Source organism: Lactococcus sp. NH2-7C (assembly GCF_029953655.1).
GTDB lineage: Bacteria > Bacillota > Bacilli > Lactobacillales > Streptococcaceae > Lactococcus > Lactococcus lactis.
In genome coordinates, this window is record NZ_CP124538.1 from 937,935 (window position 1) to 962,124 (window position 24,190).

The 24,190-nt window shown below is 33.1% G+C and carries 24 protein-coding genes and 1 pseudogene; 2 read left to right on the forward strand and 23 right to left on the reverse strand.

Annotated elements, in window-relative coordinates; all coding sequences use genetic code 11:
• Positions 1-9: 9 nt before the first annotated feature.
• From QJV49_RS04470 to QJV49_RS04510, 9 genes are all read right to left on the reverse strand, one after another.
• Positions 10-342 (reverse strand): hypothetical protein, encoded by a 333-nt coding sequence (locus QJV49_RS04470; protein ID WP_021722622.1) that lies wholly within the window; start codon positions 340-342, stop codon positions 10-12.
• Between the two features lie 94 nt (positions 343-436).
• Positions 437-2,278: an AAA family ATPase gene (locus QJV49_RS04475; RefSeq protein WP_225511826.1), complete on the reverse strand. Its 1,842-nt coding sequence runs from the start codon at positions 2,276-2,278 to the stop codon at positions 437-439.
• On the reverse strand, positions 2,271-2,960 hold the full coding sequence (locus QJV49_RS04480) for a hypothetical protein (protein WP_225511825.1): 690 nt from the start codon (positions 2,958-2,960) through the stop codon (positions 2,271-2,273). The genes QJV49_RS04475 and QJV49_RS04480 overlap by 8 nt, the downstream gene beginning before the upstream one ends.
• The gene (locus QJV49_RS04485) at positions 2,960-4,756 is read right to left on the reverse strand and encodes a type IA DNA topoisomerase (protein WP_225511824.1); all 1,797 of its coding nucleotides are present in this window, start codon (positions 4,754-4,756) and stop codon (positions 2,960-2,962) included. The genes QJV49_RS04480 and QJV49_RS04485 overlap by 1 nt, the downstream gene beginning before the upstream one ends.
• On the reverse strand, positions 4,749-4,952 hold the full coding sequence (locus tag QJV49_RS04490; RefSeq protein ID WP_021722618.1) for a hypothetical protein: 204 nt from the start codon (positions 4,950-4,952) through the stop codon (positions 4,749-4,751). The genes QJV49_RS04485 and QJV49_RS04490 overlap by 8 nt, the downstream gene beginning before the upstream one ends.
• A 98-nt stretch (positions 4,953-5,050) precedes the next feature.
• Positions 5,051-6,790 (reverse strand): toprim domain-containing protein, encoded by a 1,740-nt coding sequence (locus QJV49_RS04495; protein ID WP_225511823.1) that lies wholly within the window; start codon positions 6,788-6,790, stop codon positions 5,051-5,053.
• Positions 6,791-7,001: 211 nt separating this feature from the next.
• The gene (locus QJV49_RS04500) at positions 7,002-8,975 is read right to left on the reverse strand and encodes a hypothetical protein (RefSeq protein WP_225511822.1); all 1,974 of its coding nucleotides are present in this window, start codon (positions 8,973-8,975) and stop codon (positions 7,002-7,004) included.
• Between the two features lie 3 nt (positions 8,976-8,978).
• Entirely contained in the window at positions 8,979-11,366 is a 2,388-nt protein-coding gene (locus QJV49_RS04505; RefSeq protein WP_225511821.1) for a zincin-like metallopeptidase domain-containing protein, read from the reverse strand.
• 140 nt (positions 11,367-11,506) lie between these two features.
• A complete protein-coding gene (locus QJV49_RS04510; RefSeq protein ID WP_155242627.1) occupies positions 11,507-11,644 on the reverse strand; it encodes a hypothetical protein in 138 nt (45 codons plus the stop codon).
• Positions 11,645-11,690: 46 nt separating this feature from the next.
• Between QJV49_RS04510 and QJV49_RS13225 the strand changes: the two are divergent.
• A pseudogene (locus QJV49_RS13225) lies at positions 11,691-11,813 on the forward strand (IS3 family transposase); the annotation flags it as partial.
• A gap of 13 nt (positions 11,814-11,826) precedes the next feature.
• Here the strand turns inward: QJV49_RS13225 and QJV49_RS04515 are convergent.
• From QJV49_RS04515 to QJV49_RS04535, 5 genes are all read right to left on the reverse strand, one after another.
• Complete coding sequence (locus tag QJV49_RS04515; RefSeq protein ID WP_225511820.1) at positions 11,827-13,995, reverse strand: AAA family ATPase; 2,169 nt, start codon at positions 13,993-13,995, stop codon at positions 11,827-11,829.
• Between the two features lie 441 nt (positions 13,996-14,436).
• Positions 14,437-16,548 (reverse strand): relaxase MobL, encoded by a 2,112-nt coding sequence (gene mobL / locus QJV49_RS04520; RefSeq protein ID WP_225511817.1) that lies wholly within the window; start codon positions 16,546-16,548, stop codon positions 14,437-14,439.
• A complete protein-coding gene (locus QJV49_RS04525; RefSeq protein WP_225511816.1) occupies positions 16,538-16,951 on the reverse strand; it encodes a hypothetical protein in 414 nt (137 codons plus the stop codon). Before QJV49_RS04525 ends, mobL begins: the two co-directional genes overlap by 11 nt.
• 21 nt (positions 16,952-16,972) lie before the next feature.
• Entirely contained in the window at positions 16,973-17,215 is a 243-nt protein-coding gene (locus QJV49_RS04530; protein WP_225511815.1) for a hypothetical protein, read from the reverse strand.
• A 58-nt stretch (positions 17,216-17,273) separates the two neighbouring features.
• Positions 17,274-17,840 (reverse strand): hypothetical protein, encoded by a 567-nt coding sequence (locus QJV49_RS04535; RefSeq protein WP_068872840.1) that lies wholly within the window; start codon positions 17,838-17,840, stop codon positions 17,274-17,276.
• A gap of 296 nt (positions 17,841-18,136) precedes the next feature.
• Here QJV49_RS04535 and QJV49_RS04540 point away from each other — a divergent pair, with 296 nt between their 5' ends.
• Positions 18,137-19,102: a hypothetical protein gene (locus QJV49_RS04540; RefSeq protein WP_225511813.1), complete on the forward strand. Its 966-nt coding sequence runs from the start codon at positions 18,137-18,139 to the stop codon at positions 19,100-19,102.
• On the opposite strand, the gene QJV49_RS04545 is transcribed toward QJV49_RS04540, so the two are convergent.
• From QJV49_RS04545 to QJV49_RS04585, 9 genes are all read right to left on the reverse strand, one after another.
• Entirely contained in the window at positions 19,079-19,537 is a 459-nt protein-coding gene (locus QJV49_RS04545; protein WP_021722605.1) for a hypothetical protein, read from the reverse strand. The two genes, QJV49_RS04540 and QJV49_RS04545, sit on opposite strands and share 24 nt — an antisense overlap.
• Complete coding sequence (locus QJV49_RS04550) at positions 19,537-20,001, reverse strand: hypothetical protein (RefSeq protein ID WP_021722604.1); 465 nt, start codon at positions 19,999-20,001, stop codon at positions 19,537-19,539. The genes QJV49_RS04545 and QJV49_RS04550 overlap by 1 nt, the downstream gene beginning before the upstream one ends.
• Positions 20,002-20,017: 16 nt before the next feature.
• A complete protein-coding gene (locus tag QJV49_RS04555) occupies positions 20,018-20,734 on the reverse strand; it encodes a DUF2786 domain-containing protein (protein ID WP_225511812.1) in 717 nt (238 codons plus the stop codon).
• 108 nt (positions 20,735-20,842) lie between these two features.
• Positions 20,843-21,778, reverse strand: a complete 936-nt coding sequence (locus QJV49_RS04560; protein ID WP_225511810.1) for a hypothetical protein — start codon at positions 21,776-21,778, stop codon at positions 20,843-20,845.
• Between the two features lie 25 nt (positions 21,779-21,803).
• Complete coding sequence (locus tag QJV49_RS04565; RefSeq protein ID WP_225511809.1) at positions 21,804-22,160, reverse strand: hypothetical protein; 357 nt, start codon at positions 22,158-22,160, stop codon at positions 21,804-21,806.
• A gap of 26 nt (positions 22,161-22,186) precedes the next feature.
• On the reverse strand, positions 22,187-22,669 hold the full coding sequence (locus tag QJV49_RS04570; protein ID WP_021722601.1) for a glutaredoxin family protein: 483 nt from the start codon (positions 22,667-22,669) through the stop codon (positions 22,187-22,189).
• Positions 22,670-22,673: 4 nt separating this feature from the next.
• The gene (locus tag QJV49_RS04575) at positions 22,674-22,997 is read right to left on the reverse strand and encodes a hypothetical protein (RefSeq protein WP_021722600.1); all 324 of its coding nucleotides are present in this window, start codon (positions 22,995-22,997) and stop codon (positions 22,674-22,676) included.
• Between the two features lie 4 nt (positions 22,998-23,001).
• Positions 23,002-23,232: a hypothetical protein gene (locus QJV49_RS04580; protein WP_225511808.1), complete on the reverse strand. Its 231-nt coding sequence runs from the start codon at positions 23,230-23,232 to the stop codon at positions 23,002-23,004.
• A gap of 18 nt (positions 23,233-23,250) precedes the next feature.
• The gene (locus QJV49_RS04585) at positions 23,251-24,183 is read right to left on the reverse strand and encodes a hypothetical protein (protein ID WP_225511807.1); all 933 of its coding nucleotides are present in this window, start codon (positions 24,181-24,183) and stop codon (positions 23,251-23,253) included.
• Between the last annotated feature and the right edge of the window lie 7 nt (positions 24,184-24,190).

Genomic DNA, 24,190 nt, shown 5'->3' on the forward strand with positions numbered 1-24,190 from the left:
TCTCCCAATTTATTTCTTTGTATATGTAATCCCGTCAATAGTGATAGAATTATCTGTTTTTGAAAAACTTTTTTCTCTTGTATTTCCTTTATCATAACCATTAGTCATTGTAATCTTAATTTTATCCTTATCAATTTTATAGTTGGCAGTCCAAGCAGGGTCAGGATTTTGACTTTTATCTGGATCCCCTCCATTCATCAGCATTTTATCTTTATCAAATGTCACAATATCAGTATATCCACCAGTTCTTTGATACGTTCCATTCAATTGATTGGTATTTCCACAAGCTGCTAATGCCATCATTGCTCCAAAAGTCAATACTACAAGTGATACTTTCTTCATTGTTCAATTCCTTTATTTTAATATTTCATTTATGCTACCATTATCTCTTAATCTTAAGTGATTTTCAAGGACAATAAGGTAAAATATCTTTATTTTACGTTTTTGTTGTGTCGCAACCATATTGCAATATTCTCTGCTTTTTAAGTTGCTCACTTTCTACAGAAAATATTAATGTTCGTCGTTCCAAGGCTTCTGTCAGTGAAGGCGCCTCTCCTTTGACTCGAACAGTAATGAAAAGCGCTTCTTCGTTTCCTCGATGTTCTAGAAGAATTTTGGATACCTCAGCCGTCAATTTCTTGGTAATAAATCGCTCAATTGGACGTGCCCCATTACTTTTATCTGAGCCATTATCTACAAGATAATCCAACAACTTATCATCATATAAGAGATAAGCTTTTTGTTTTTTCATGCGTTTCTGAAGAATTTCAATATTTTTAATTGCAATTTCACGTATCGTTTCTTTATCCAGCATATTAAAAATAATTTTATCACCAATACGATTCAAAAATTCAGGACGAAAATCTGTCATCAAAGCATTTGTGATGCGTTGTAAAAATTGCATTTGATCACGTTCAGAAAGTTCTGTTCCCATAATCTCCGCATTATTTTTTATCATCTCCGCTCCAGAGTTAGTGGTCATGATAATAATTGTGTTCTTAAAAGAAATCAATCGTCCTCTTCCGTCTGTCAAACGTCCATCATCCAAAATTTGAAGTAGTAAATCATGAACTTCACGATTTCCTTTCTCAATTTCATCAAGTAAAATGACAGAGTAGGGTTTCATTTTGACTGCTTCCGTCAATATTCCTTTTGTTTTTCGTGAACCTAGCATTTTTTCAGAAGAGCCTTCCTGAGAATATTCACTCATATCTAATCGGATCATACTATGTTCATCATCAAACATAGCTTCTGTAAGTGCTTTAGCAAGTTCTGTCTTTCCTACTCCTGTCGGACCTAAAAACATGAAAGAAGCTAAGGGACGATTGTTATTCTGCATTCCTGCTCTTGCAATAGTTACTGCGTTTGCCACATCACGAACAGCTTGATTTTGTCCTTTAACACGCAATTTTAAAACATCTTCTACTTCGTCTAAGCGTGTACTTTCCTCTTTTAAAATAGTTGTAACAGGGATTCCTTTCAATCCTTGAATCATTAAAGCAATCGCTTTTTCAGTAATTATTTTTTGTCCTCTAAGTCTTGCTCTAGCACAAGCACCATCAATAAGATCAAGAGCTTTATCAGGGAAGTTCAATTCAGGAATATAACGTTCTGCAAGTAAAACGCTACTTTTTATCGCAGAGTTTTTGATTTTGACATTATGAAATTTTTCGTATTTTTCTCGAATTCCTTCTAAAATTTCTACGGTTTCTTCGGCACTAGGTTCATTGACAATAATTTTCTGAAATCGTCGCTCCATTGCTTCGTCTTCTTCAATATAATCATGAAATTCATCTGCTGTGGTAGCACCAATTAACTGAATCTCCCCACGAGAAAGGACAGGCTTAATAACATTTGCAGCATCAAGAGCACCTTGAATACGTCCAGCTCCCATTATTGTATGGATTTCATCAATGAAAAGTAAATTATCTGCTTTATTTTCTTTCAATTCTTTAATGATACTCTTGAATTTGATAATAAATCCGCCACCTTCATCACTCATCAGCGTCGCAAGTTCTAAATTTCGGACAACTACATCCAAAAATTGTGAATTAATTTCACCACGAACAATTCTTGCCGCAATCCCTTCAGCAATCGCTGTTTTTCCAACCCCTGCATCACCCACTAAAATGGGACTATTTTTTGTCATGCAGGATAATGCTGCAAAAACATCGTCAACTTCTTTATCACGACCAACAAGCTTAAAGCTATCAATTTTTCGTAACACTTTTTCTGTTAGATTTTCTGTGTATTTGTCTAAGAATGGTGTATCACTCATCGTCATCCTCTTCCAGTTCTTCAGCTTCAGCCAAGGCTTGTGCCCTTGCTTCTGCTAAAAGTTGTGCCTTTTTAAGTTTTTCTTGTTCCTCTGAATCCACCGTAACGTCAACTTTCTGCGTTTCCTCTATAACAGATCGAGGTTCAGCAGTAAACTCTGCCTCAATGATATTGGAAATAGAATCAGATACTTCCTGTGCTTTATCAAAAGTGAAATTTTCTTTTATAATCTCTTCAGTTTTACTAGTCGCTTCTGACTCTTCTGTGCCTTGTGGTTCTGACCATCCTTTGAATGTAGGAGGTTCATTGATTGAAGGAGTTTTTTCATTACTCTTAGAATTAAACATTAATTCTTCATCAGAAATAGTGCTAGAAATATCTGGTATCTCCAAGTCAATACTTTCTGGAATCGGAGCATCTATCAATTCTTGAGCCAATTGTTTTAGTTCAGAAAAATCAGGTGGAAGTATTGAAGAGGACGCTCGCTCTTTTTCTTCAAAAGTTTCCACTTTATCTTTTTGTGTATTTTCTTGTGTAAGTTCTTGTGTAGAATTCTCTAACACAATGAATTCTTCCATTTCATCCAACAGGTCTAGTGCATCATTCACACCTGCCTGATAAGTAAAATCATTTTTAGATTTTAGTTTTTTTAAAGCTGCTTTTAATTCTTGTTTATAGTACATTATTTTACTTGCCCTTTCACCGTTTCTCTAATTTCTTCTCGAATACCTTCTAAAAAATCGTGAGCTTCAAGTTTGCCTTCACCAATGAGCTTTAAAGTCATTTCCCACTCCGATGTTTTTTCTGGATTGGCAAACTGACTGCCTAGCTCTTCTAAGGCACGAATTGTTTTTCTTGCTTTTTCCAAGGGTATATATTGCCCCGTTTTCTTATCCAGTTCCACAAACCCATCTCGCACCAACCCAGCAAGTATAGAAGCACGTGTGGCACTCGTACCAATACCATATTTGACAAGCACTGTCTTCAACATCGTGCTTTCTGTTAGTCTTGCAGGTGGTTGTGTTTTTCCTGCTTTAATTCGGTTTTCTACCTTAAGAATTTGTCCTTTCTCATAATTAGGGAGTGGCTCTTTTTCTTTTTTAGATTTTAAAGCCATGCTGTGCCATCCTTCTTCTAAGATAACCGTTCCAGACACAGAAAATTCTTTTCCATTGTCAATAGTAACTTTTGTAACAGCTAATTTTTGATCTTTTTCAAACATCATAAGCATACGAGTGGTCACTGTTTCATAAACCAAACGTTCATCATGTGATAATTCTGATAAAACGGGGAGCGTTTCTGTTGGAATCAAAGCATAGTGCTCTTTTACTTTATCTGTATTCACATATTTTTTTCGTGCTTCTGTGTAAGCTGGAGAGAAATCTCTCCCTAAAAGTTCCTGGTACTTTTTAAGATTTACTTTCAAATAGGCAAACTCATATTCTGTGATGAGCTTGCTGTCTGTTCTTGGATAACTCATCACTTTCTTTTGATACAAACTTTCTGCCACCGAGAGTGTTTGTGCTGAAGAAAAATGATGATGTTGACTCATATAAGCTTGAAGTTGTGTCAAATTAAAAAGAAAAGGAGCTTTTTTATCTTCAACTTCTTTGATAACATCTATCACTTTTGCATTTTTAGATAGACTTACTAACACTTGTTTTGCATCCGATTCAGACAGAGAATTTTTATCTCCACCAAATACTTGTTCATTGGTAAAAATAACACCATTTTCATCTTGAACTTCTATTTTCCAAAAATCTTTCGGTACATGCGCTGCAATTTTATTATCATTTTCAATAATTAAATTCATTATTGGTGCCTTCACACGTCCCACTGATAATTTTTCATAGCCCTTTTTATTAGCTGTTTTCTTGATTTCTTGAAGTTGTCCTTTGGTTTTCAAAACACTTCTGACAAGTGGTGTGAGATTAGCCACACCTACTAACCAATCCGCAGTACGTCTCGCATCAGCTTCTACAAAAAAGTTATAAGTTTCATGTGCGGGTCGAAGATGATTATAAGCTTTTTGAATTCCATCTTTTGTCAATGAGTTCGCCCATAGGCGATATTTAACCTTTTTTCGATACTCTGGAAATTGATTAAGCAATGTATAAAAAATGCTTTCCCCTTCACGATCTGGATCTGTTCCAATAATAATTTCATCCGCCCACGCTATTTCTTTTTTTAGGTTGTTGTATAAAAATTTAATAGTCTTCAAATGATTATCACGGTCTGACTTTTTTGCGCCTTGTGGCTTAAAACCATACAATATTTCTTTTGGGAAATAGGGTAAGGGTTCTTTGTAAGCTGGTTCAATATCATTCACAATATCAAGGAGATGTCCTGCAGCTGGTGCAATATGTAAGTTAAGTTTTGAAACAATGTAACTTGCTCCAGATTTGCTGAATTTTCCTAAAGCTTGAGCATAGCTACTTGCCTGAGAATTTTTCTCTGCCACAATTAAACGTTTAATCATACTCGCCACCTATTTCCATTTCTAAAACAGGTTCATCTGTTTTTTGAATACGTCCCAAATGAAGGATGGTTTGTACCTGTCTCTCCCATGCTTCATAAGTTTCTAATCGATCCACACAATTCACACTACCATCAACACTTTCATAAAAGATAGCTAAATCAATTTGTGAAATAGATTTTACAATCACTTTTATCATATCGTCTTCCTTTATTTTATTTTTGATGATTGTAGCATGTTAATGAAAATTTTCGCTTCACACCCCCACTTCACTTCCAAATTTAAATCAAAAAGCACTCAAAGTTGAGTACTTCTTTGAACTTCTTTATTTTGCTGGTGCCCTCGACTCTCAGACTTTACGTACTGTAATTGCTCATTCCAATCTTTTCCAATACTTGGCTTGTCTCGTTTAACCTTACCACCTTTTTCTTGATACTCTTTGATTCGCTTATCTGACATTACTTTTTTAACAAATAATTCTCCTGCTTCATCGTTATCGACTGACAAAATAATCTCTTCAGGCATTCTGCCATACCGCTTTTCATATCTCTCCATACTTTTATGAAGAATATTATCCTTTAATCCTTCCAGAGATTGATATTGAACTCTGGTATCTTTGTTAAATTGGTGTCCCTTTAGTTCAAAATAAGAAAGTGCGTCAATTGCGGCTTCAGTAAAAACCATTTTCCCTTGAACTTCTAAATTTGTTGGCCCACTTCTAAAATTAAAACCGTGGCCTGTTGTTGAGTTTCTCCAAATTTGCTTTTTATATAGTCGTTGCTCTTTGATAAACTTTTGAGCAGCCTCTTCAGCTAAGGCTTTGGTTTCTGTTTTTCCTGTTTCAAGTGGCTGTTCTAATCCTCTAGTACCAATTCCTACTTTCCACGTGAACTCTTTGATAAAATCACCCAAACCTGTTTCTTTTATATCTGAGCGGTAATCTAGTGGTTTTGTGCCTTGAAGAGTTATTCCAACATCTTCAGATCCATCCGCCCAAATAAAAGCAACCTCTTTGTTTTTAGTTTGCTTAATTAAACCACTCTCAGCAACCTTCTTAACTGTGGAAGATTCAAGTTTTCGTTCATTAACCAGATAAACCATAACCTCATTTAAACGGCTCCCTTCTTCAAAGATTTGTGGCATCACAAAAGGTTGAGATTGAACACTAGAAAAGTCAAACGATCCACTGCCATCTACCATCACATTTTTTTGAATAGCTTGATGAAAATTAACGCCATCAATATATTTTGCGAAATCAATTATATCTCCACCAGCATCACTTGAAGGGTTATAGTCTTTGAAAAGGTTTTTTCTGATATCAAATTTCACATTTTTTTGATCCACCAGCTCATATTCTGAACCCGATGTTTTTCTTACTGGGATACCATAATATTTTACATAATCCAGAATACTTGTATTCTTGGCTTGTTGCTTCATTTTATCTGTAATTTGAACAGAATGATTTGCATGTTTTTTACTTATTTGTTGTGTAGGTTTGTGTGTAAACTCTTGTGTATTTTTTAACTGTTGGCTTGCCTCTATTCCAAGTTCTTTATGAAAATATTGTAACGTAGAATAAGTATATATTTTGGGATTAAACCCTAGATTCTCTTTTGCTTTATCTTTTAACGGTGTAGAAATATATTTTTCATAATCTCTAACATATTTTGAAAACTTATTAACGATTTCTGTTTCTTTATTTTTAACAAAAAATTTTTGATCTGGAAATACAGACTGGTTTGCTAAAATAAACCCCGCTTCAGTGTCAGACTGTACAATTGGAATAGCATGTTGAAAGTCTAAACCAGCAGTACTATACCCCAATTGTTCACTAGGAACTTGGTAGCTTGCATCCTTTAAAAACGGAAAGCGATTAATTCTCAAATCGTGAGTAAAAGGGACATAAAAATCAATTTTCCCAACTTCCATAATCAATCCATAGGGTCTTTTTTCATTTTTATTCCACAAAATTTCTCCATTTGTCTTTTTTTGTAAATATTTGAAGTATTCTTCTGTTAATGTAAAATAGTTAATCATTTGATTTTTTCTCCAAGTCTTGATAAAATAAGAATTAAGGAAATTAGAAGAATTGGGTACTCTTCTAATTTTACAGTGTTGTGATGTTTGAAGAAGCAATATTCCTCACGCTAATTTATTAAATAATTGCTTCAACCACCTACGAACCTACGGGTTCGTTTTTTTATATTTCTTCAAAATGTGTGTAATTTATACACACATTTTTATGTATTCATCTACCAATTTTTTGTGCAGTTTTGTGCACATTATTGTTTTTAGATATTGGATGTTCCGTATGATACCCTTTGATAAATTCACCTAAATTTTCTTTTTGTCTCAAACCAAATTCCTTAATATTTGCTTTTTGGAAATCATCAGGCTTAGGATTAATAAAAAATTTTTTAGGGAGAACTGCTTTATCTCCTGATTTAGTGTAATCAACCATAATCTCAAGTTCTTTCTCAAGAGGATCTTTACTGATTGATTTTTCTTCATTCAGTTCAATCATTCCATCTGAACCAGCCTCTGAAATCATATTTTGAAGTTCCTTTATTCTGTCACCTACGTTTCCAGCATGCCAAGGTTTCGTCCAAGGTACACCTTCTTCAGTGTCTTTTGGATCATAAATCCAAACTTCATCTTTTTCTCGAATTACTTCTTCGCTTAAACTTTTACCGTCTATTTTCTCAATATAAGGTTCAAGTTCAAGATAATCTTCAACAAAATAGTCCATGAAAGCATCTAAATCTTCACCAGGAATATAAGGCCCCTCTGTTTTAAAATAAGATTGCTCTGCAGCAAATTGGAATAAGCTAGGGTTAATTCCTTCAGCTTCCTGCAAATCAATCATTGCTGCAAATTGTTTGCCTTGAGTGTATTCTGGATTTTCATACTCTTGATAATTAAAACCTTCAAAAGTAATCTCCAGCTCTCCCAGAGCACCTTCAACGTAAGTAATTTTATCTGAGGCTTCATAGATATTTTCAGCACCTTGAGACAAAACTTCTGCTTTGAATCTTTCTTGGGCTTGAGCAATTGCATTTTCTACCTGTGCTTTAGATACTTCAAATTTAGCTTCAGACGATTCTGGTGCTTGAAATTTTTTATTTTCTTTAACTACATCACGACACTCCTCTTGTAAGGGCCGCAACATCTTATCCAACTCCAAAAGTTCTGATTCATCACGACCTGTAATGAAAGGAATTGTCGGTGTAAGCACATTACGATTGAGAAGTTCTTTGGATAGTTCAGAGAAAGAAAAACTTCCAGCTTCAAAATAAGCTTTCCATGTAAAATAATCGCTTTCCTCTTCGTCACGACTTGAATAATAACTTTTTACCTCTTCAGCCGAACTTTTCAGCTGGTTTAACTGATTATAGGTTAGTGCTGAAAGCTCCTGATCACTCAAGATTGACAAGTCAAATTCCTTAATCCACTTGTCGTGAGAATATTCCACATCGTCGCCAATATCAATCCCTTGAATGGCTCCCGTTATTTGATTGGTTTGTTGATTAAATCTTAATTCCTTGTCAGTCACATACTCTTTTTCAGCTATTAATTGAGCCATTTTTTCAATGACTTCACCCTTGGTTATATTTGTCATCCTCTCAATATCATATGGATAATGAATCTCATTTCCAACCATTTCAATGGCTGTGATAGGCTTATTTTCTGTACCCATAAACCGATTTAACCGAACACCCAATCCTTTTTCACTATCTTGAAAACTTTGAACTTCAAAGAGATCATACAGTCCTAACTCTTCTTGGAGTTTTTGTAAAATTTCTTGATTTTCTTCCATCGTACGTTCTAATTTTTGAGTATCAATAAAATCAATTTTTACTTCGTTTTCCATATTCCTTGTCGCTTCCTTTTCTAAAAATTTTTTTTGATGATTTTCAATCCACTCGCTAAGACTATTATCTGGAAGATATTCTTCAAAATAATCTTCGAAGGCGGGATGATTTCCCAAAGTCTCTAAAAATTTTTCTGGATTCTTGCCTAGATATAAAGTTTGTTCGGCATTACTATCCACGAGTTTGAACTGCAAATCAGAAATCTCAACGTATAGCTCCATAGGTTCAAGTGCCGACTCCAAATTGACACCATTTGGAAGTTTGAGATTATTTAACTTTTCAAGTGTTCCCTTTGCTCTAATTTCATAATTGTTCACTTGCTCTTTGTATAGCGGTTGACTTTCTTTCATTTTCTATCTTCCAATCTCTTGTTTTTCAGGCTTAGATTTCTGAACCGTATTTTCTGACTTGTTTTGAGCACGTTGATGGGCTTGTTCCATCTTCTGAGCTTTTTTCAACTCGGGAACTAGACTTGCATCAATCGTTTTAATCATTTTTCCAGCTGTTCGTTGAATTTTTCCTAGACTTTGACTCATTTCCTTATCATCGTCAAAAATCTTGGCGTTTTTTGTCCATTGTGCAATGTAAGGAACGGAACGTTCTTGAGTATCTATACCATAGTGCTTAGAAACCACAAATGCGGTCATTTCAGCTTCTAACTCTTGTTTAGCATACTCTTCTGATTTTTTTTGAGTTGAGCCTTTCTGGTGAAGTGTTGCGTGGGTCAGCTCGTGTATTAAAGTTGCAACATTTTCTCCTGGAGTATTCAAATGATTCATAATAATCTTATTAGCTTCAGGATAAAATGCCCCACCTGCATTCCCTAATCGGTTAACTTCTCCAGACTTTGTCCATTCAATAGGTACGGATTGTTCCAGTGACTTTGCATAAACCTCAAGGCCAGTTTTTATGCTATTGGCTAACTTTTCATCATGCTCAAAGTTAATATGACGATTAGGCATTACTTTGGGCATTGCTTCAGGTTTTAAGTTGGTTTGAGATATTTCAAAAACTTTATATCCATAAAACTTGTTATAAGTAGAAACCTGAACCTCATGATTGTCTACTTTCCGCTTTTCTTCTTCGGTCCAATATTTCTCATAATGATGTTGGAGTTTTCCATTACGTTCTTTCTCAAAATAACGCTGCTGATTGATTCCAATAAGTGTTATTTGAGATTTTTCACCTGATCGAACAGATAAAGTATCCATTTTAAGAGTTTTTGATTCGCCTGTTTTTTTATCCGTAATGGTGCGGGTAATTCCCTCTACATCATTTGATTTAATTCCCAAAACTTTTGCCATATTTTTTCGACTATCTGTTGTTTTTCCATTCCATTGGTCAAATGTTGCGACTGCATTTGCTCCACGCCACTGTGAGTGGATGAGAGCCACGTTTCTTGGACTCAAATCAGGAAACTTACTCATAAACTCTAAATATTCAGCCATGGATTTAGGGTCTTTTGACCAGTTTTTAACAAGATCAAGGGCATGTTGAGAGAGCTCCATAGGATCTTTAGGTAAGTCTTGTGTAGTTTCTTGCGCAACTTCTTGTGTATGCTTTTCCATATTGTTTTTTTCTCTCCTATAATTTTCTGGATTTTCAAATAACGGTGTTATTTCAAAACTCCCATTTGAAAAAATACTAGCGACTTTGAGATATTCACCTTTTCCTGTTGCAGAGCGGACTATCTGTCCTGTCGAGGCATTATAAAAAATATCAAAAGTATTGTCTTTGAAATTAGCTCTTGCATAGCTCCGTGCATCATTCGCAATCATTTCAAGTTCATCCACAGATGCTTGTGTTATTAGATAGTTTTTCCTATCTTCTGGATACATAGGTACCACATTGATATTTTTTTCTGGAAATAGTTCCCCTCGCAGTCCCTTCTCAATATAATTATTTCCACCCCGAATAGATTTATAAAATTCCTTCTTTTCTCCTTCACTCAACGCATCATAATCTGTCTTTGAATGCTTAATATTTAAAATGAGCCACGCTAACCGATTTGCCTCTATGTTGACACGATATTTTTCGGGATTAGTTCTTTTTAAAGTGGGACTATCATTGAATTTAGCTTCACTATATTTGGCGTAATCTTCACGAAAATGAGGTGTTAATTCTGGAATCTCAGTTTGTGTTCTTTTTTCTACCATTTTTTCTCTTTCACTTTCGTTTGGAATATTTTTAATATCTGGAGTCTCCAAATTGTTTAACGCTATTTCATAATTTTTTTGAGCTTGTTTTCGCTTTTCTAGCTCTATTTCTATACGTTTTTGATTTTCAAGTTGGAGTCTCTCTTCTTTTTCTGAAACAATGGCTTGGATTTGTTTATTTTCTTGTTGAGCTACATACAGAATTTCTTCTAAAGTGTCAAAATTTTCAATGAGATATTTTCCAAAATCATACTCCGTTTTCATCACAGTTCTACCGTTGATAATATACTCAGCTTTAGGCTTGGTTAGAGGTTCACCCGTTTTCAAGCTATAATCTCGTTGACTTACGGCAAACCTTGGATCAGAAATGGATTCAGAATTATATTCATCTGTAAATAACATACGAACCACATGTTCTTTTACCTTAAAAATTGCTTGAGAAGGTTCTGTTTTTTCTTCAAACCAAGAGTAGTAATCCTTAATATCTTCAAGCGTACTTACCTGCCGCTGTTCCACCACTTTACGTTTCTCAGTTAAATTGGGAAGATAACCCAACAAGCTGTCTCCAAGTTCAATTTTCCGCATAAAAAAATCCTTTCTTAATGTCTAAGAAAAGGATATTATGGATCTGATTTTCTTGCCCTATGCCCCCACTTCACTTCTGTTTTTGTGTGCATATAATTGTGTATCTTCGTGTGTACAAAAAATAAGCCATTTTTACTGACTTACTTTTCTTTAGCTGAGGTAACTGAAATATTTACGGCTATTTCTAACCAATTTTCTTCTTGTTTGATAGCTGTCAGTAATTGATGGTTCTCTAATATTAGTTCCGTTAAATTCATTGCCCCTAACATTTCTGCCATTGTCAATTTTTAAAATCCATTTTCTTAACTTATTTCTTTGGATATATACTATAAATATGGACATAAGAAATTTGTTTATCTCTGTGCTATTCTCGCTTTATTTTCGCGTAAAGTGATTGCTTGGAGAATTGGAGATAAAATTGATGGACAACTTGCCAGCGATACACTTATACATACCATTATCAATTCCACTCTTTAATATTTCTTTTTTTAATTTTATCATTAGTTATTAAACTAACATGATAAGAATCTCTATTAAAGAGCACTTTTATTATCACCCTTACAGCATTTCTCATCGTTTTTGGGGTTACAAAATTTATGTGTTCATCATAATAAGAACGTCCATGAGAAAACGAATTTATCAAATTGACTGCTTCACTAAATTTATCTTGGAGTTCCTCGTCAACTTTATAATATTCAATCAAAGTTGGCACTACTTTGCTCGTTACATTTTCAATATTATAATTTGAACGAGCATTTGACTCCAAAACCACTCGCATTTTATTACCATAATGATAAGCATTCAATTTTTCTGACAGTTCTGAATTTGTCAATAGAGCAAAATCAGCGAGTTCTAAGAATGCTGATTTATAATAATCACTGAAATTCTTGAGCTCTTCCTCAGATATAGGGGTAATCTTACTTTCACCTTGTAGATTTTTGTTAATTCTCCAACGTTTTTTATTATTTCCAACATTATATCCAAAACTGTGAAAATCAAATGAAGAATGAGTGAAAATAAAAATTTGAATATTTTCATTATTTATTCTTTTAATCACTGAATTAATTCGTTCAATCAAAAGAATTCTATTGTCCGCATCAAAACTTGTAATTGGATCATCAATTACTATTGCTTCTATTATCGGATCAAGTTTTCCTGAATTTTCGGTAATATTTTCAAATAAATCATAGTAAAAGTGAATAAAAGCCAGCAACCTTCTTTCTCCCTCACTCAAATCTTCAACCGTCATATCAATTTCTGTGTTAAGATGTTCAATTCTATATCCTTGTCCAGATTCTAAAAGTTGAAGTTTAAACTCAAGTCCTAGCTGTGCCAATTCTTGATTGACAATCTCTTTAAAAGGAGCATAATCATCTGTTTGCTCACTCCAAGTTCTTATTTGCTGTTTATTATCGGATACAGCTACTTTTTCTTTGTTTATTCGAGTATCATATTTTGGAATCAAAGTCTCTAACTCCAAAACTCTTGGGATATTTTGTAAATTTTGAGCGACTTGATGTTTTGCTAAATTTTCTTGATTAGATAAGTCTTTTTCCACTTCCCCAAGTTCATCTATAAGTTCACGTTTTCTATCTTGAATTGCAATATCTAATGCAAACAAATTATTCAAGGTTTGTTCATCAATGCAAATGTTTAACATTGGATTTGAACGCTTCTCACTTAAAAATTTTTTGATCACTTTGATTGCATCATTGAAATGATCTAAAATTTTTTTATCCAACTTTGTTTTTATATTGACTAAAACCTCTGACAGAGGTAATTGTTGTTCAAATCTGTCAATAGCTTGAATAAGTTTAGAATATTCCGTGTTTATTTTTTTATCAACAATAGATTTAACAAAAGATGAATCAAAAGAGTTACCACAAAACTCACAAGTTTTCTCATGATTCTCCTCTTCTTGTTCTAGCTTATGTAGCTCTACCCCTTCCTCAAGCCATCTCAAAAGTTCAGAAGTAAATTCTTCATCTGGAATTGTAACTGATTTAGATAAAGCCAGATTTAGTTTCTCAAATCTCTCTAATGTCATATTATTACTCAAAACAGAAGTCAAATTTGATATCTCATTAGTTAAAGAGCTTTTCTTTGCATTTAATTCTGTCAGTGACGTATTCGCTGATGATGTTAAATTTGGCTTAATATCTTGCCTCCAAGATTTAAGTGCTGAAATTGGATCAGTTTTTGCGTAATTTTTTTGATTTATACGAATTCCTTTAAAACTCTCTTTTGCTCTTTTTAACTCGGTTTCAATTAAATTGAAGAGTTCACCTTTCAAATCTTCTTGTTGGGAACCTAACTCAACAATAGTTTGTTCTATATTTTTATTAGCACTCTCTATATCTTCAACTTGTAAAGCAAAATTAACTTTTTGTTCACCAATAGTGATTTTGACACCATTAATTCCTGCCAACTCATCTACCTTTATGTTTTGAATAACATATTCCGTACTAAATACTCTAGTACTAACTGGGTCTTTACTTTCAATCCATTGAGTAAGACCACTTTTGCCACTACCATTCATACCAAAGAAAATATTAATTTTGGCTAGCGATTCATGGCAATAATAATTAACAAAAGACTTTGAATTAACATCCGAAAACTTATCAATCATATAAATACTCCCAACTGTTCAATATACTACATACTCCTATTTTATCACATTAGAAATCCCTTTCTTACTTTAGAATATACAGAAATAATCTATTAATGTTCAATGCCTACAGTTTAAAATTCTCCAGGTTATTCTTTACACTATCAGAGTAGATTTGTATAACGCAATAAATATAGTTCTGATTCGCTCCTATGCTAAGTTTTTTTGCTCCTTATTAATCAAAGATTTCTTTCCTCGTCAATCATAAAACCACAAAATAAGACTAGAATTTATATTCGATGAGTACATTACAAGTTCTATTTTCTAATTATTATGCTTGTTCTAACGCTCATTTTTGTATTTTTTGGGTTCTTTCCAACCGTTAATTATTTCCGTGAAAAACTCATCTTTTTGTATATCAAAACATAAGTACCTTCGAAAATTCTTCAATGACTTTATTGATTATCTTTCCATCTCCTCTTCTTCATCCGACTGTCGTTTCTTCCGCTCAGCTCGCTTAAGTTCATTATTATTGAGTGACATCATATTTTGAAAAGCTTCATGACCATTTTTCAATACCTTTTTAAATGAACGTTTCTTCTTAAATCCAGGTAACTGGCGTTTTTTTATATACTTTTTATTTTTTCTATAAAATTGTCGATGCTTCTGTGTACGTTTTAATTTGAATTTTTTCTTTGAAAATTGCTTAATTTTATTTTTGAAACGCTTTTCACTTTCCTCTTCTCCATAAATCTTCTTCAGCTCTTGCAATAAAGGAATGTTGTCTTTTTTATTTTTTGCAAGATTATTATGATAAATTTTATTTTTTATTTGTAAAATTTTCTTTTCTTTTTCTATAGAAGCAAGAACTTGGTTTCTGTCTGTATCATAAATAAATTGAATTAAAGTTTTATCCCTGGTATTTTTTACCAGATACTCCTCCTCTTCTAATTTTTGTAATCTCTTCTCAACCTGCTGATCCGTGGATTGATCAATAGAAACTTGTCGTGCTGTTTCAACTTCTGATTTTAAATGTCTCTTCTTTTCTTTTTCAAAATCTGATAAATCCTTACTCGAAATTTGTTTGAGTTGTGCTAGCTGAATATGTTGTTCAAATTTTCTTTTAGAAAAGTTTTTTAAGCCAACATTGCTTTGCATGTCCTCAAATTGATCCAATGCCCGAATTTTTTTCCTAAAATATTGCTCTTTTGCTTCCGCATAAGATTTTTCTACTAATCCTTTGTACCTCCCAAGTTCTTTTGATGAAATTTTAGTTTTCTTCAAATCTTCAACCACTTGTTCTAATTCTTTAGAATTTAAGAAATCTGAAGTTATAGCTTCTGAATGATTCAAGGAATGTTTTTTTAGTTCTTTTAGCATACGATTCGCCAATGCTATTTTCAAAGTTTTCTGACGTTTTTCAACTTGTTTTTCTAAATCAAATTGTTCCGCCTTAGAATAAACTTTATGATAATCTTTCAGTTGTTCACTAGTAGCTCGTGCAAAAGCTTCATATTCTGATTTGCCAACCGTTCGAATATACTCTTCTACAAATGCCGCCAAATATGCTTTGGATTCTCGAAATTCCTTTCTATTAGAAGAGTAATTCAATTTTCCTTCTTTGGGAAAATGTCTTACCGTTTCTTCTAAATAGAAGTTCAATAGTGTAGAATCATAGCTATCTGTAACTTGATCCAAAATCAAATGGCGATGTTTCCCTACTTCAACTTCTTTTAGAATTTTTAACTCTTTTTCTTCATCAATTTCAAGAAAATAGAAAAGATTACTTTTAAATCGTGTAATATTTTTTTCTTTGAGCTTGCCTCGAGGTTCTTTGATTGTAATAGTTTTTCCATTAATTTCTTTTTGAACTTCCAAAATTTTACGGCTAGTTTTTGTTTCAGAAAACGAAAAATGTACATGGATATGCTTTGTATTAAGATGTACACTTCCCCACCAAAATGTATTTTCATCAAAACCTTCAGATTTTAAAAATTTGCCCATATTTTCTTGCATGGCTGCTTTTAGTTTATCTTGATTCACGACACGTTTTTTTGTCTCAAGTTCCAAAGCTTTTTTTGCCTGATATATTTTCTTCGGGTTTTTGGGTTTCTCTTTTTCAGCTGCCTTGAAAACTTTGTCTAACCGATCAATTCTTGCTTCAAGTTCTGGATTATATTCCAAAACACCAACTCTAATCATGTAAGCCACATCAAAAGAAACCACAGGATTCCATAAGTTGTTACCAAGAAGTTGTGCTTCATTCAATTTTTCTTTTAACTCTTCCATTTCATTCACAGAAATATTATTGCTCATTTCAGTAAATAGGCCTGTACGACGATCGTCTTTATTTACAACTGCAGTGTCCCGCTTCATATAGCTAACCATTTTCTCAAAGTCACTTGAAACTTCCAAATGATTTTCAAAAGCTTCTTCCACATGATCAATTAAAACTGCGGACTCTCGATCACTATAATCTACGTAGCGTGCGAATTTTTCAACTGATGTTGCTGTTTCAAATTTGAAAGTCACAATAATATCGGGAGAATCTGAACCAACTTTTTTATTTCTCATCTCTTATCTTTCCCACTTTCTGCCACTCGGAATAGCCATGTCTCCTGATTGTTCCTCTATCAATATGCATTATTTTTTCTATTTCACGCATCGAAAAACCAAGTGCAGCTAGCTTTCTTTCTTGCTCCATATGTTTTTCATCTAATCCTCGATTCCGCTCACGAGTGATTCCTTCATTATAGAATGCACTAAGCTTACGAAATTGTTTGAAATACATCCTAGCAACAACTATCATTTCTATTTCATTGGAAGTATAAAAAGTTTTTGTTCTAGGATTTTTCAAATTTGTAGCTGCTTCTAACCACCGTTGTGTCCGATCATCATATTCTCCCAAATCATCTAAATCTAATCCAATGCCTAGCAATACTGATTCTGCTTGATGAAAATAATCTAATGATTTCATTTGCACGTCCTCTCTTCTTGATTATTTTTCCTGTGAATTTTTAAGACTATCCAAAATATGCTCCACTTCTTTTTGGATTTTTTCAAAGAAATTTGTCGACTCATGTTTAACTTTTTTCTGAGTCCCTTGCTTCACTCCAGCTTGTGTTGCAACATCATTTTTAGTGAAAAAATGATACACACTCATCCGTACAGGAGTCTGTAAAGCCAGAATAAGGATTATCACAATTCCAAAAATTAATTTACCATTTTTCTTTTCTTTCATTTGAGTACCTACTCTTTTCCAATTTGCTTTTTAAAATTCTAAGCTACTTATTTTGAAATCAAAAATATCTTCTTCTATTATTTTTATACAACCAAGACTCATAATCTAATTCCGTTTCGCCTGTATAATAAAGTTTTTCCCATTCCTCATGCTCCTCTCTTTCAAACAATTTAATTTGATCATCACGATTTTCTTGAATATTTTCCGTATTTTTTAGAGCTTGACCTGTATATTTTTTATAGTACTCCGCAAATTTTAAAGACTCTTCAGGAGAATAACCAAACATCATTTGCTGCATCCCTCTTAGAATTTCAACTTCTTCTTTTAACTCAATCACTTGTTTTGTTAGAGTAGAAAAAGATTTTCCAAAAGCTTTCGTGTTTTCTATTTGCACCTCTGCTAAAATTTTTTGAGCATTGGTACTTGCGTTATAACTATCGATCACTTGTTGCCAACGGTTATCAAAATAATTTTTATTTTGTCCAAGTTCTAAATCAAAAAGATAATCATTTAGAATCTCAGCCACTTTTTCATTAGCATTGATTTTTTCTTTTTTTGCTTGTTCTTGAATTCTTTTTTTTATTTCTTTTGGAAAATTTTTCAACTGCCATAGTTCTTTTTCCATTTTTATTTCTCTTTTCTATGCTGATTTATTCAGCTTTATTAATAGTGCTTTGCACGAGAAAGTTCAGATATACCGAAATTATTGGTATATCCAAGAAACCCTTGCACTGCAAGGTATAGACGCCTGCGGATATACTGTTTCTCTTATGCTCCTTGGACTAATAACATAGAAATTTACAATTTCGTAATGTTACTTGTCCCAAGTGGGTCTGGGCAAAGCCCAGCTGTTTTTCCGTCTCTATTTGTATCTACGTTACAATTACGATATAATTTATTTAAAAAACCGAGGTAAATTTTATGTCAGAAGTCGCCTTTAGTCTGGAAAGAAAACTTGAAATCAATAAAGCTCAAGTTCGATCTTGGCAACATCAATCCCTTGTTACTGATAAAACAAAATTTGAATGTCTAGACCCAAAATGTAAAATTCCAATGAGCTGTGCTTGTTGGGAAGAAGGAACTCATAAACGTGAGCCTTATTTTTATCCGACCTTTAAAAAAGAACATCCTCATGTTTTTGGCTGCAATTATGCTTCTCCAAAAGAAATTAAAGAAGCTATCACTAAAGAAGTAGAACAAGCATTTGAATCTCAACAAAAACGTACCGAGATTGTGCTTGGAAATCCTAAATCTTTTTCAACAACTACTGGCACTTCTACCACCGCTTCTGACTCTACAGCTTCTGATGGTAACGATGATAAATCTAAAACGAAAAGCATTCGAACACAAGTTACTGAGATGGAACATATGGAACAATCCACTTGGTATCGTAACCTTGCTTCATTTGTTTCTATGTACTACGATGAAAAAATCAATAATTTATCTCCTATCACTCTAAGACTTTCATTTGATAAACGGGATAACTTTGATGTGAGTCAGCTCACTGGTGCACGAACCCAATCAAGTTTTTCTCGTTTTTTTCATGAAATTACCACTTCCAATGTTCCATTAGATGAACTTCATATCTTCTTTGGAAAAGCTAAAATTATTAAGTTAAACAATAATGGTTTATGTAAAATTATTTTTACTAACAAACCATTTATTAAACTTTTATTTAATGTTAAGCATATCCCTAGCAATATTAATATAAAAAAATATATTGGTACAAAAAACAATTTGGAAAAGTTGCCTGAATTGGTCGTATATTTCGAAGGTGCTTTATCTTTTATTGACCAATTCAAGAAAGATGGAACAACATATCCTCAACTTACAGCTATTCCTCTGACTAAAGAATTTTATCGTTCACTTTACTTTGAAAAAATCTAACTTATGATTTTCATTTTTTGAAGCAAACTCAGAAAATTCTTGATAGGACATTCGGCATATCTTTTTTGTATAAATTCGATATTTATAATAAAAATCAAATTGATATTTAGTCTCAAACCAAAGTTCATCGATTGTATTTTCGAATTGACTTTCATCTTTATCTCGTGAGAATCTCAAAGTCATTGAGTAGTTTTCATCAAAAAACCAGTAAGCATAAATTAAAAACTGCTCTATTTTATCCTGATCAGTTAATTCACTTTTTTCAAAAACTTCCATTTTGTTTTCTGCTTCTGGAAATTTTTCTATATATTCTCGAGTCATTTTGAAAAAAATTTTTCTATTCTCGTCATAAATTTCATGTGCCATTTTCGTATTACCAACTCCTTGCTGTCCAGAAAATAGCAAGGAGTTTAATATTCTTCTGTTCTTTGACATTAACTTCTCCTTAAATCTTTCTCTTCGCTTTGATTAGATTTATTACCTCCAAGGATAGAATCTATTTCTTCTAGATGGTTGTCGATAAAGAAGGACCAGTCCAAGTTATGATGCGTTTTTATGATTTTTAATGCTGACAATGCTACTTCGAGTGCCATTTTTTCGCTGCTAGCTGTCTTTTCTCCACCAGTTGAGTCATTAATAAACAGATTGATAATCTCATCACCACTCATCCATCGTTCATTTTCAAAATCATACCCTCCTTGCTGCTCTGGAACCGAATCATCTGTATAATCCAAAAATTTTCGCAATAAAAATATCACTGACTCACGAGAATATACCTCATCTGCCCACCCTTTAGGACGTTCTTTATACAAAAAGGCCCTCTCATCTTTCCGCCACATCTGCTCCCCATTTCCATCAAGTCTTTGATATCCTACAGGAGATATTCCATGAATACTCATAATTATTTTTCCTTTCTTACGCAATTCTATGAAGAGTTAAATCTGTTTTTGACGCTTGATTACGTCCTTCTTCAAAAGCAACAACCACATCTATAGGAGGAAGGTCTGTAGAGACCTCACCCATCTCTTGAGAATATTCCTCCCATGCTTCGACAACCACTTGAGGGATCTCAGTTAGAATCATCAATTCATTGCTCATTTGTTTAAATTGAGCTTTTTGTTTTTCAAACGCTTGATTAAGACCAAAGATAAAACCTTGTAAATAACTATTTTTCACATCAGCAATTTTATATATTCCATATTCTTTTTTATATAATTCAATGAAATCTTTATAAAAAAACATCATGGCATCATTCGCAAGAATGAACATTTCCTTGGCAAGTTCCATATCAGATCCCATCCCATAGAACTTGATACAACTCTTTCTTTGTCCATCCTCTTCATTCACATACTTAGAGGAATAAAAGTGCTTTACGCGAAAGTTTCTTGAGATTACTCCAGCGAGTTCTTTTTCCCACCAAAACAGTTTTTTATATACAGTAACCGCCTGATGTGAAATAGTATCAGGCATCTCGTCTGCTACTTCAGACTGATCAATATGATATTGAATCATCAACTTTTGTGCCAATAAGAATGCAGACTGACATTCTTCATCATTTGCTTCATCTTTTGCAATGGCGAGCAAGCCTTTTATTTTTTTTATAATTTTAGCTTTTACACTTTTTTCACCCATTTTCATCCTCCAATGCTATTTTAATAATTAATTTTATTGGTTTAATTTTTCTGTTAATCTTGTTTAGTTCACTACCACCCTATGAAAAAATTTTTTTGATTATTCACTTTACTCCATTTTTTTTGATTTTACATCATCCGTAAATTTGAATTTCCCTAATTGAATATCTGAAATTTGTTTTTTCATTTTAGTGATAGCTTGTGTAATTGATTTTTTATTTTGTTGTGCTTCTTGAATTTGTTGAGCATATCCTGCTATGTCTGCCTGCAAGCTTGAAATTTTAGATTGGTTGTTACTTAAATTATTTCCTGTTAGATATTGATTTTTCAACTGAAGTTCTGCTATTTTTTGAGTGGTTGTGCTCTGATTTTTCTTCAAATCATCAATTGCAGTATCCATTTTTTTCATTTGGGAATTTTGAAAATCAATTTCCGTTTCAATTGCATCCACAGCATAAGCAGCTTGTGACTCAATTTTGATTGGTGTTTTTGATTGCTTTAGATAGTGACTATTACTTGAAATGAAGAAATAAATTAAGTCAGGTTGCTGTTTATCTGATGAGTTTGTTTGGGCACTATTTGCTGCCTGAGCTTCTTGTGAATTATCAAAAATTGTTGTATCTACTGATTGATTTGATAAATCAGTGTTTTGAAAGCTGAGTGACAAAGCTTCAAACTTGGAAGAAATATTTTTAATAAAAATTTCAGCCTTGTTGTCAACTGTTGGAATATATTGCATACTACCATTTCCATTTTTTACAAAAAGTTTTGGCGTTAATTGATTCATAGAAATATCTTCGGTAGCTTGCAAATCTATTTTCATGATCTTGTTTTTAACATCATATTCTTGGTGAGTAATTTCAATCGTCCCTGAGCCATCAGAAAAGCTTTGAGAGGTGACTAATTGACTTGGGGGTATAATTTGTTTATCATGAGCAAAAAATGTTCCTAGGAGCAATAATGCCTGCAAAGCTATCAAGCTCATAAAAATCAAAAACTTCGTTGCAGCAACATTCTCTTTCATCTTCTGTCTAATTTTTTTCATTTATGTTTTTTCTTTCATTATCAAATTATTTATGATATTTAACGACTATTTCTGTAAAATTTTTCATGAATTTCGTGAAATGTTCTATATCCGCTTCTTTATTGCTTTCTTTTTTTGTCATCAAAGTCAAAGCGTAGGTTGCTTCACCAAGCATAAACATCATTTTTTCAATGTCACTTGGGCCACTATCTTTCAACTTTGTTTTTATCTCCACGCCTGCCTCTGGCAATTTATTAATCAAAAAATACTCTTCTTCAAAAGTTTTTTTCTTCATCAGTTTTTCTTCATTTTTTATTAATTGAACATCTAATTCTTTAATTGTTCCTGACTGTGTAATGCCTGTGACGGATATTTGTGTTTCTTTTTTATTTTTTATATTCACTATTCTTCTCCTAATCTTCAATTCCTTTATAAATTTTCAAATGCTTTTTGGATATTTTCGGTCAAAGGAACATACTGACCTCTGATTTTGTCCCCATAAGCAACAACAACTTCAGTGGTAACGGTATTTTTTTGTTTTTGGATAATCACTAAAGAGCTGGCATACTGCAGTTTATACTTTTGTTTCAGTTGCTGCCCTTCCCTACTCTCGGTATTGACATATAGTACTGGAAAATTAGCTTGAATTTTAGCTTTTTCAATCTCAGTTTTGGCAGCTTCACAGTAAGGACATCCATCCTTAAAAAAAACCAAGATAATTTTTTGATTCTTCTTTTCACTTTCATTTAGCCTCTGCATCACATTTGGAGTCTCTACAAGGTCTTTAGGACCATTTTGAGTCTTGACATAGTAAATTATTCCACCTGTACCACCAAGCATGACAGCAGCCAAAACAAGTCCCAAAAACACCCTTTGAAAAAATTTTTTCTTATTCTTAATGTAAATCTTCATAATTTCAGCTCATCTCCATTCCTTCTAGTAAGTCTAATATCTCTTCCTCCGTCAATTGAAAAGTTTTCATGGCTTGAGGAATTTTTTTCTTTTGACTTGTAATTGCCTTTATCTGCTTAGTGTTACAAATCACACCTACAATTCTTCCGAAAGTCGCAAAATTATTTTTAAGATTAGAAGAGAGTAAAACAAATTGTCCCGGTTCAACATGGTAGAAATCAGGCTGATGAGGTTCAATCTTAAAATAATGTTCTTCTTGATCTATACCATTAGATAAAACAAATTTAACTCGAAGCAGCTTATACCTTGGAATATTTATAGTTGTCATATTTTTACTCCTTATCACTTGTTGCAATCTTGTCCCATTTCCCATTTTCTCTTAAATAGTAACGACGGTTGGCAATCGCACTCATTGAGCGACCCATCGAGCGCCCCATCAACTGAGAAATTTTGGAATCTGACAAACCTTGTTCAGAAAAATCATAAAGCATCTTTTCTTCGGATTCTCCCCAATTTCTATATGTCAAGCCAGTTTCCGTTTTACGTCGTGTTCTACTTGCCATTTACATCACTCCTTTTTCTTAATTAAATTTTTTAGGCAATAAATAGTCTTTTAGACGTACTTCTATACCTTTTTTAAAATATCCTACCCAGTCATATTGACAGTAAAGTTCATTTGCCAAAAATTGGTCGTCAAAAATACTTTCAAAAGCAGCAATACGCATTCGATTATCATCAAATTTCAAATCAATATCGACACCAACGTTATAAAGTGTTTCTACAATATTCTCAAGATCTGATTTCTTCATTCCCTTTTCTTCTAACCGTTTCAGAGATGATAGATACTCAGGGAAATCATGAACAAAGTTCTCAATATGACTTAAAGCTGCAGTTTTTTCGTGACTTTCAACAACTTCTTCATCCATTTCTTCTTTTTCAAAGGCTTGTTCCTCAAATGTTTGACTAGGATAAATTTCTTGCGTTCCCCCTTTTTCATTTGGCAATCTATCAAAAACAAATTGAGCTAATGATTTCCTCAACTTGTCTAACCTCTCTTTATCCTCTGTATCTGAATCTTCTTTAGGGTAAAGAAATTGGGGTAATGCTGCTTCAATATTTTCTATAGTACGATTGGCAACCTGATAAAGCGTTTTATCATAAAATAGATATCCAGCTGCCCATTTTTCTTCAAAGTAAGCCATTAAATCAAAATCAAAGAATTTAAATTCGTCAAACGTATAGTTATATGAATCTTGAGTGCTGTTTGTGGAGTAATTTTTGAAAGCAATAATATAACCTGCTTTAGTTGCTTTCTTCCATGCTTTTTCAACAGTTGCTCGTCCCCATTCTCTATGCAAGACAGATTTATAGACATCAAAAGTTTTTGAATAGTGTAAAAGGTGGGTCATTAGCCCAATCCCTTCAAGTCCTAAACTTTTATCAGTCAATAATTTATTATCAATTTGTGTAAATCCTGGTGTCCGCTCGACACGTTCCACTTTTCCAGATGGCATATTTTTC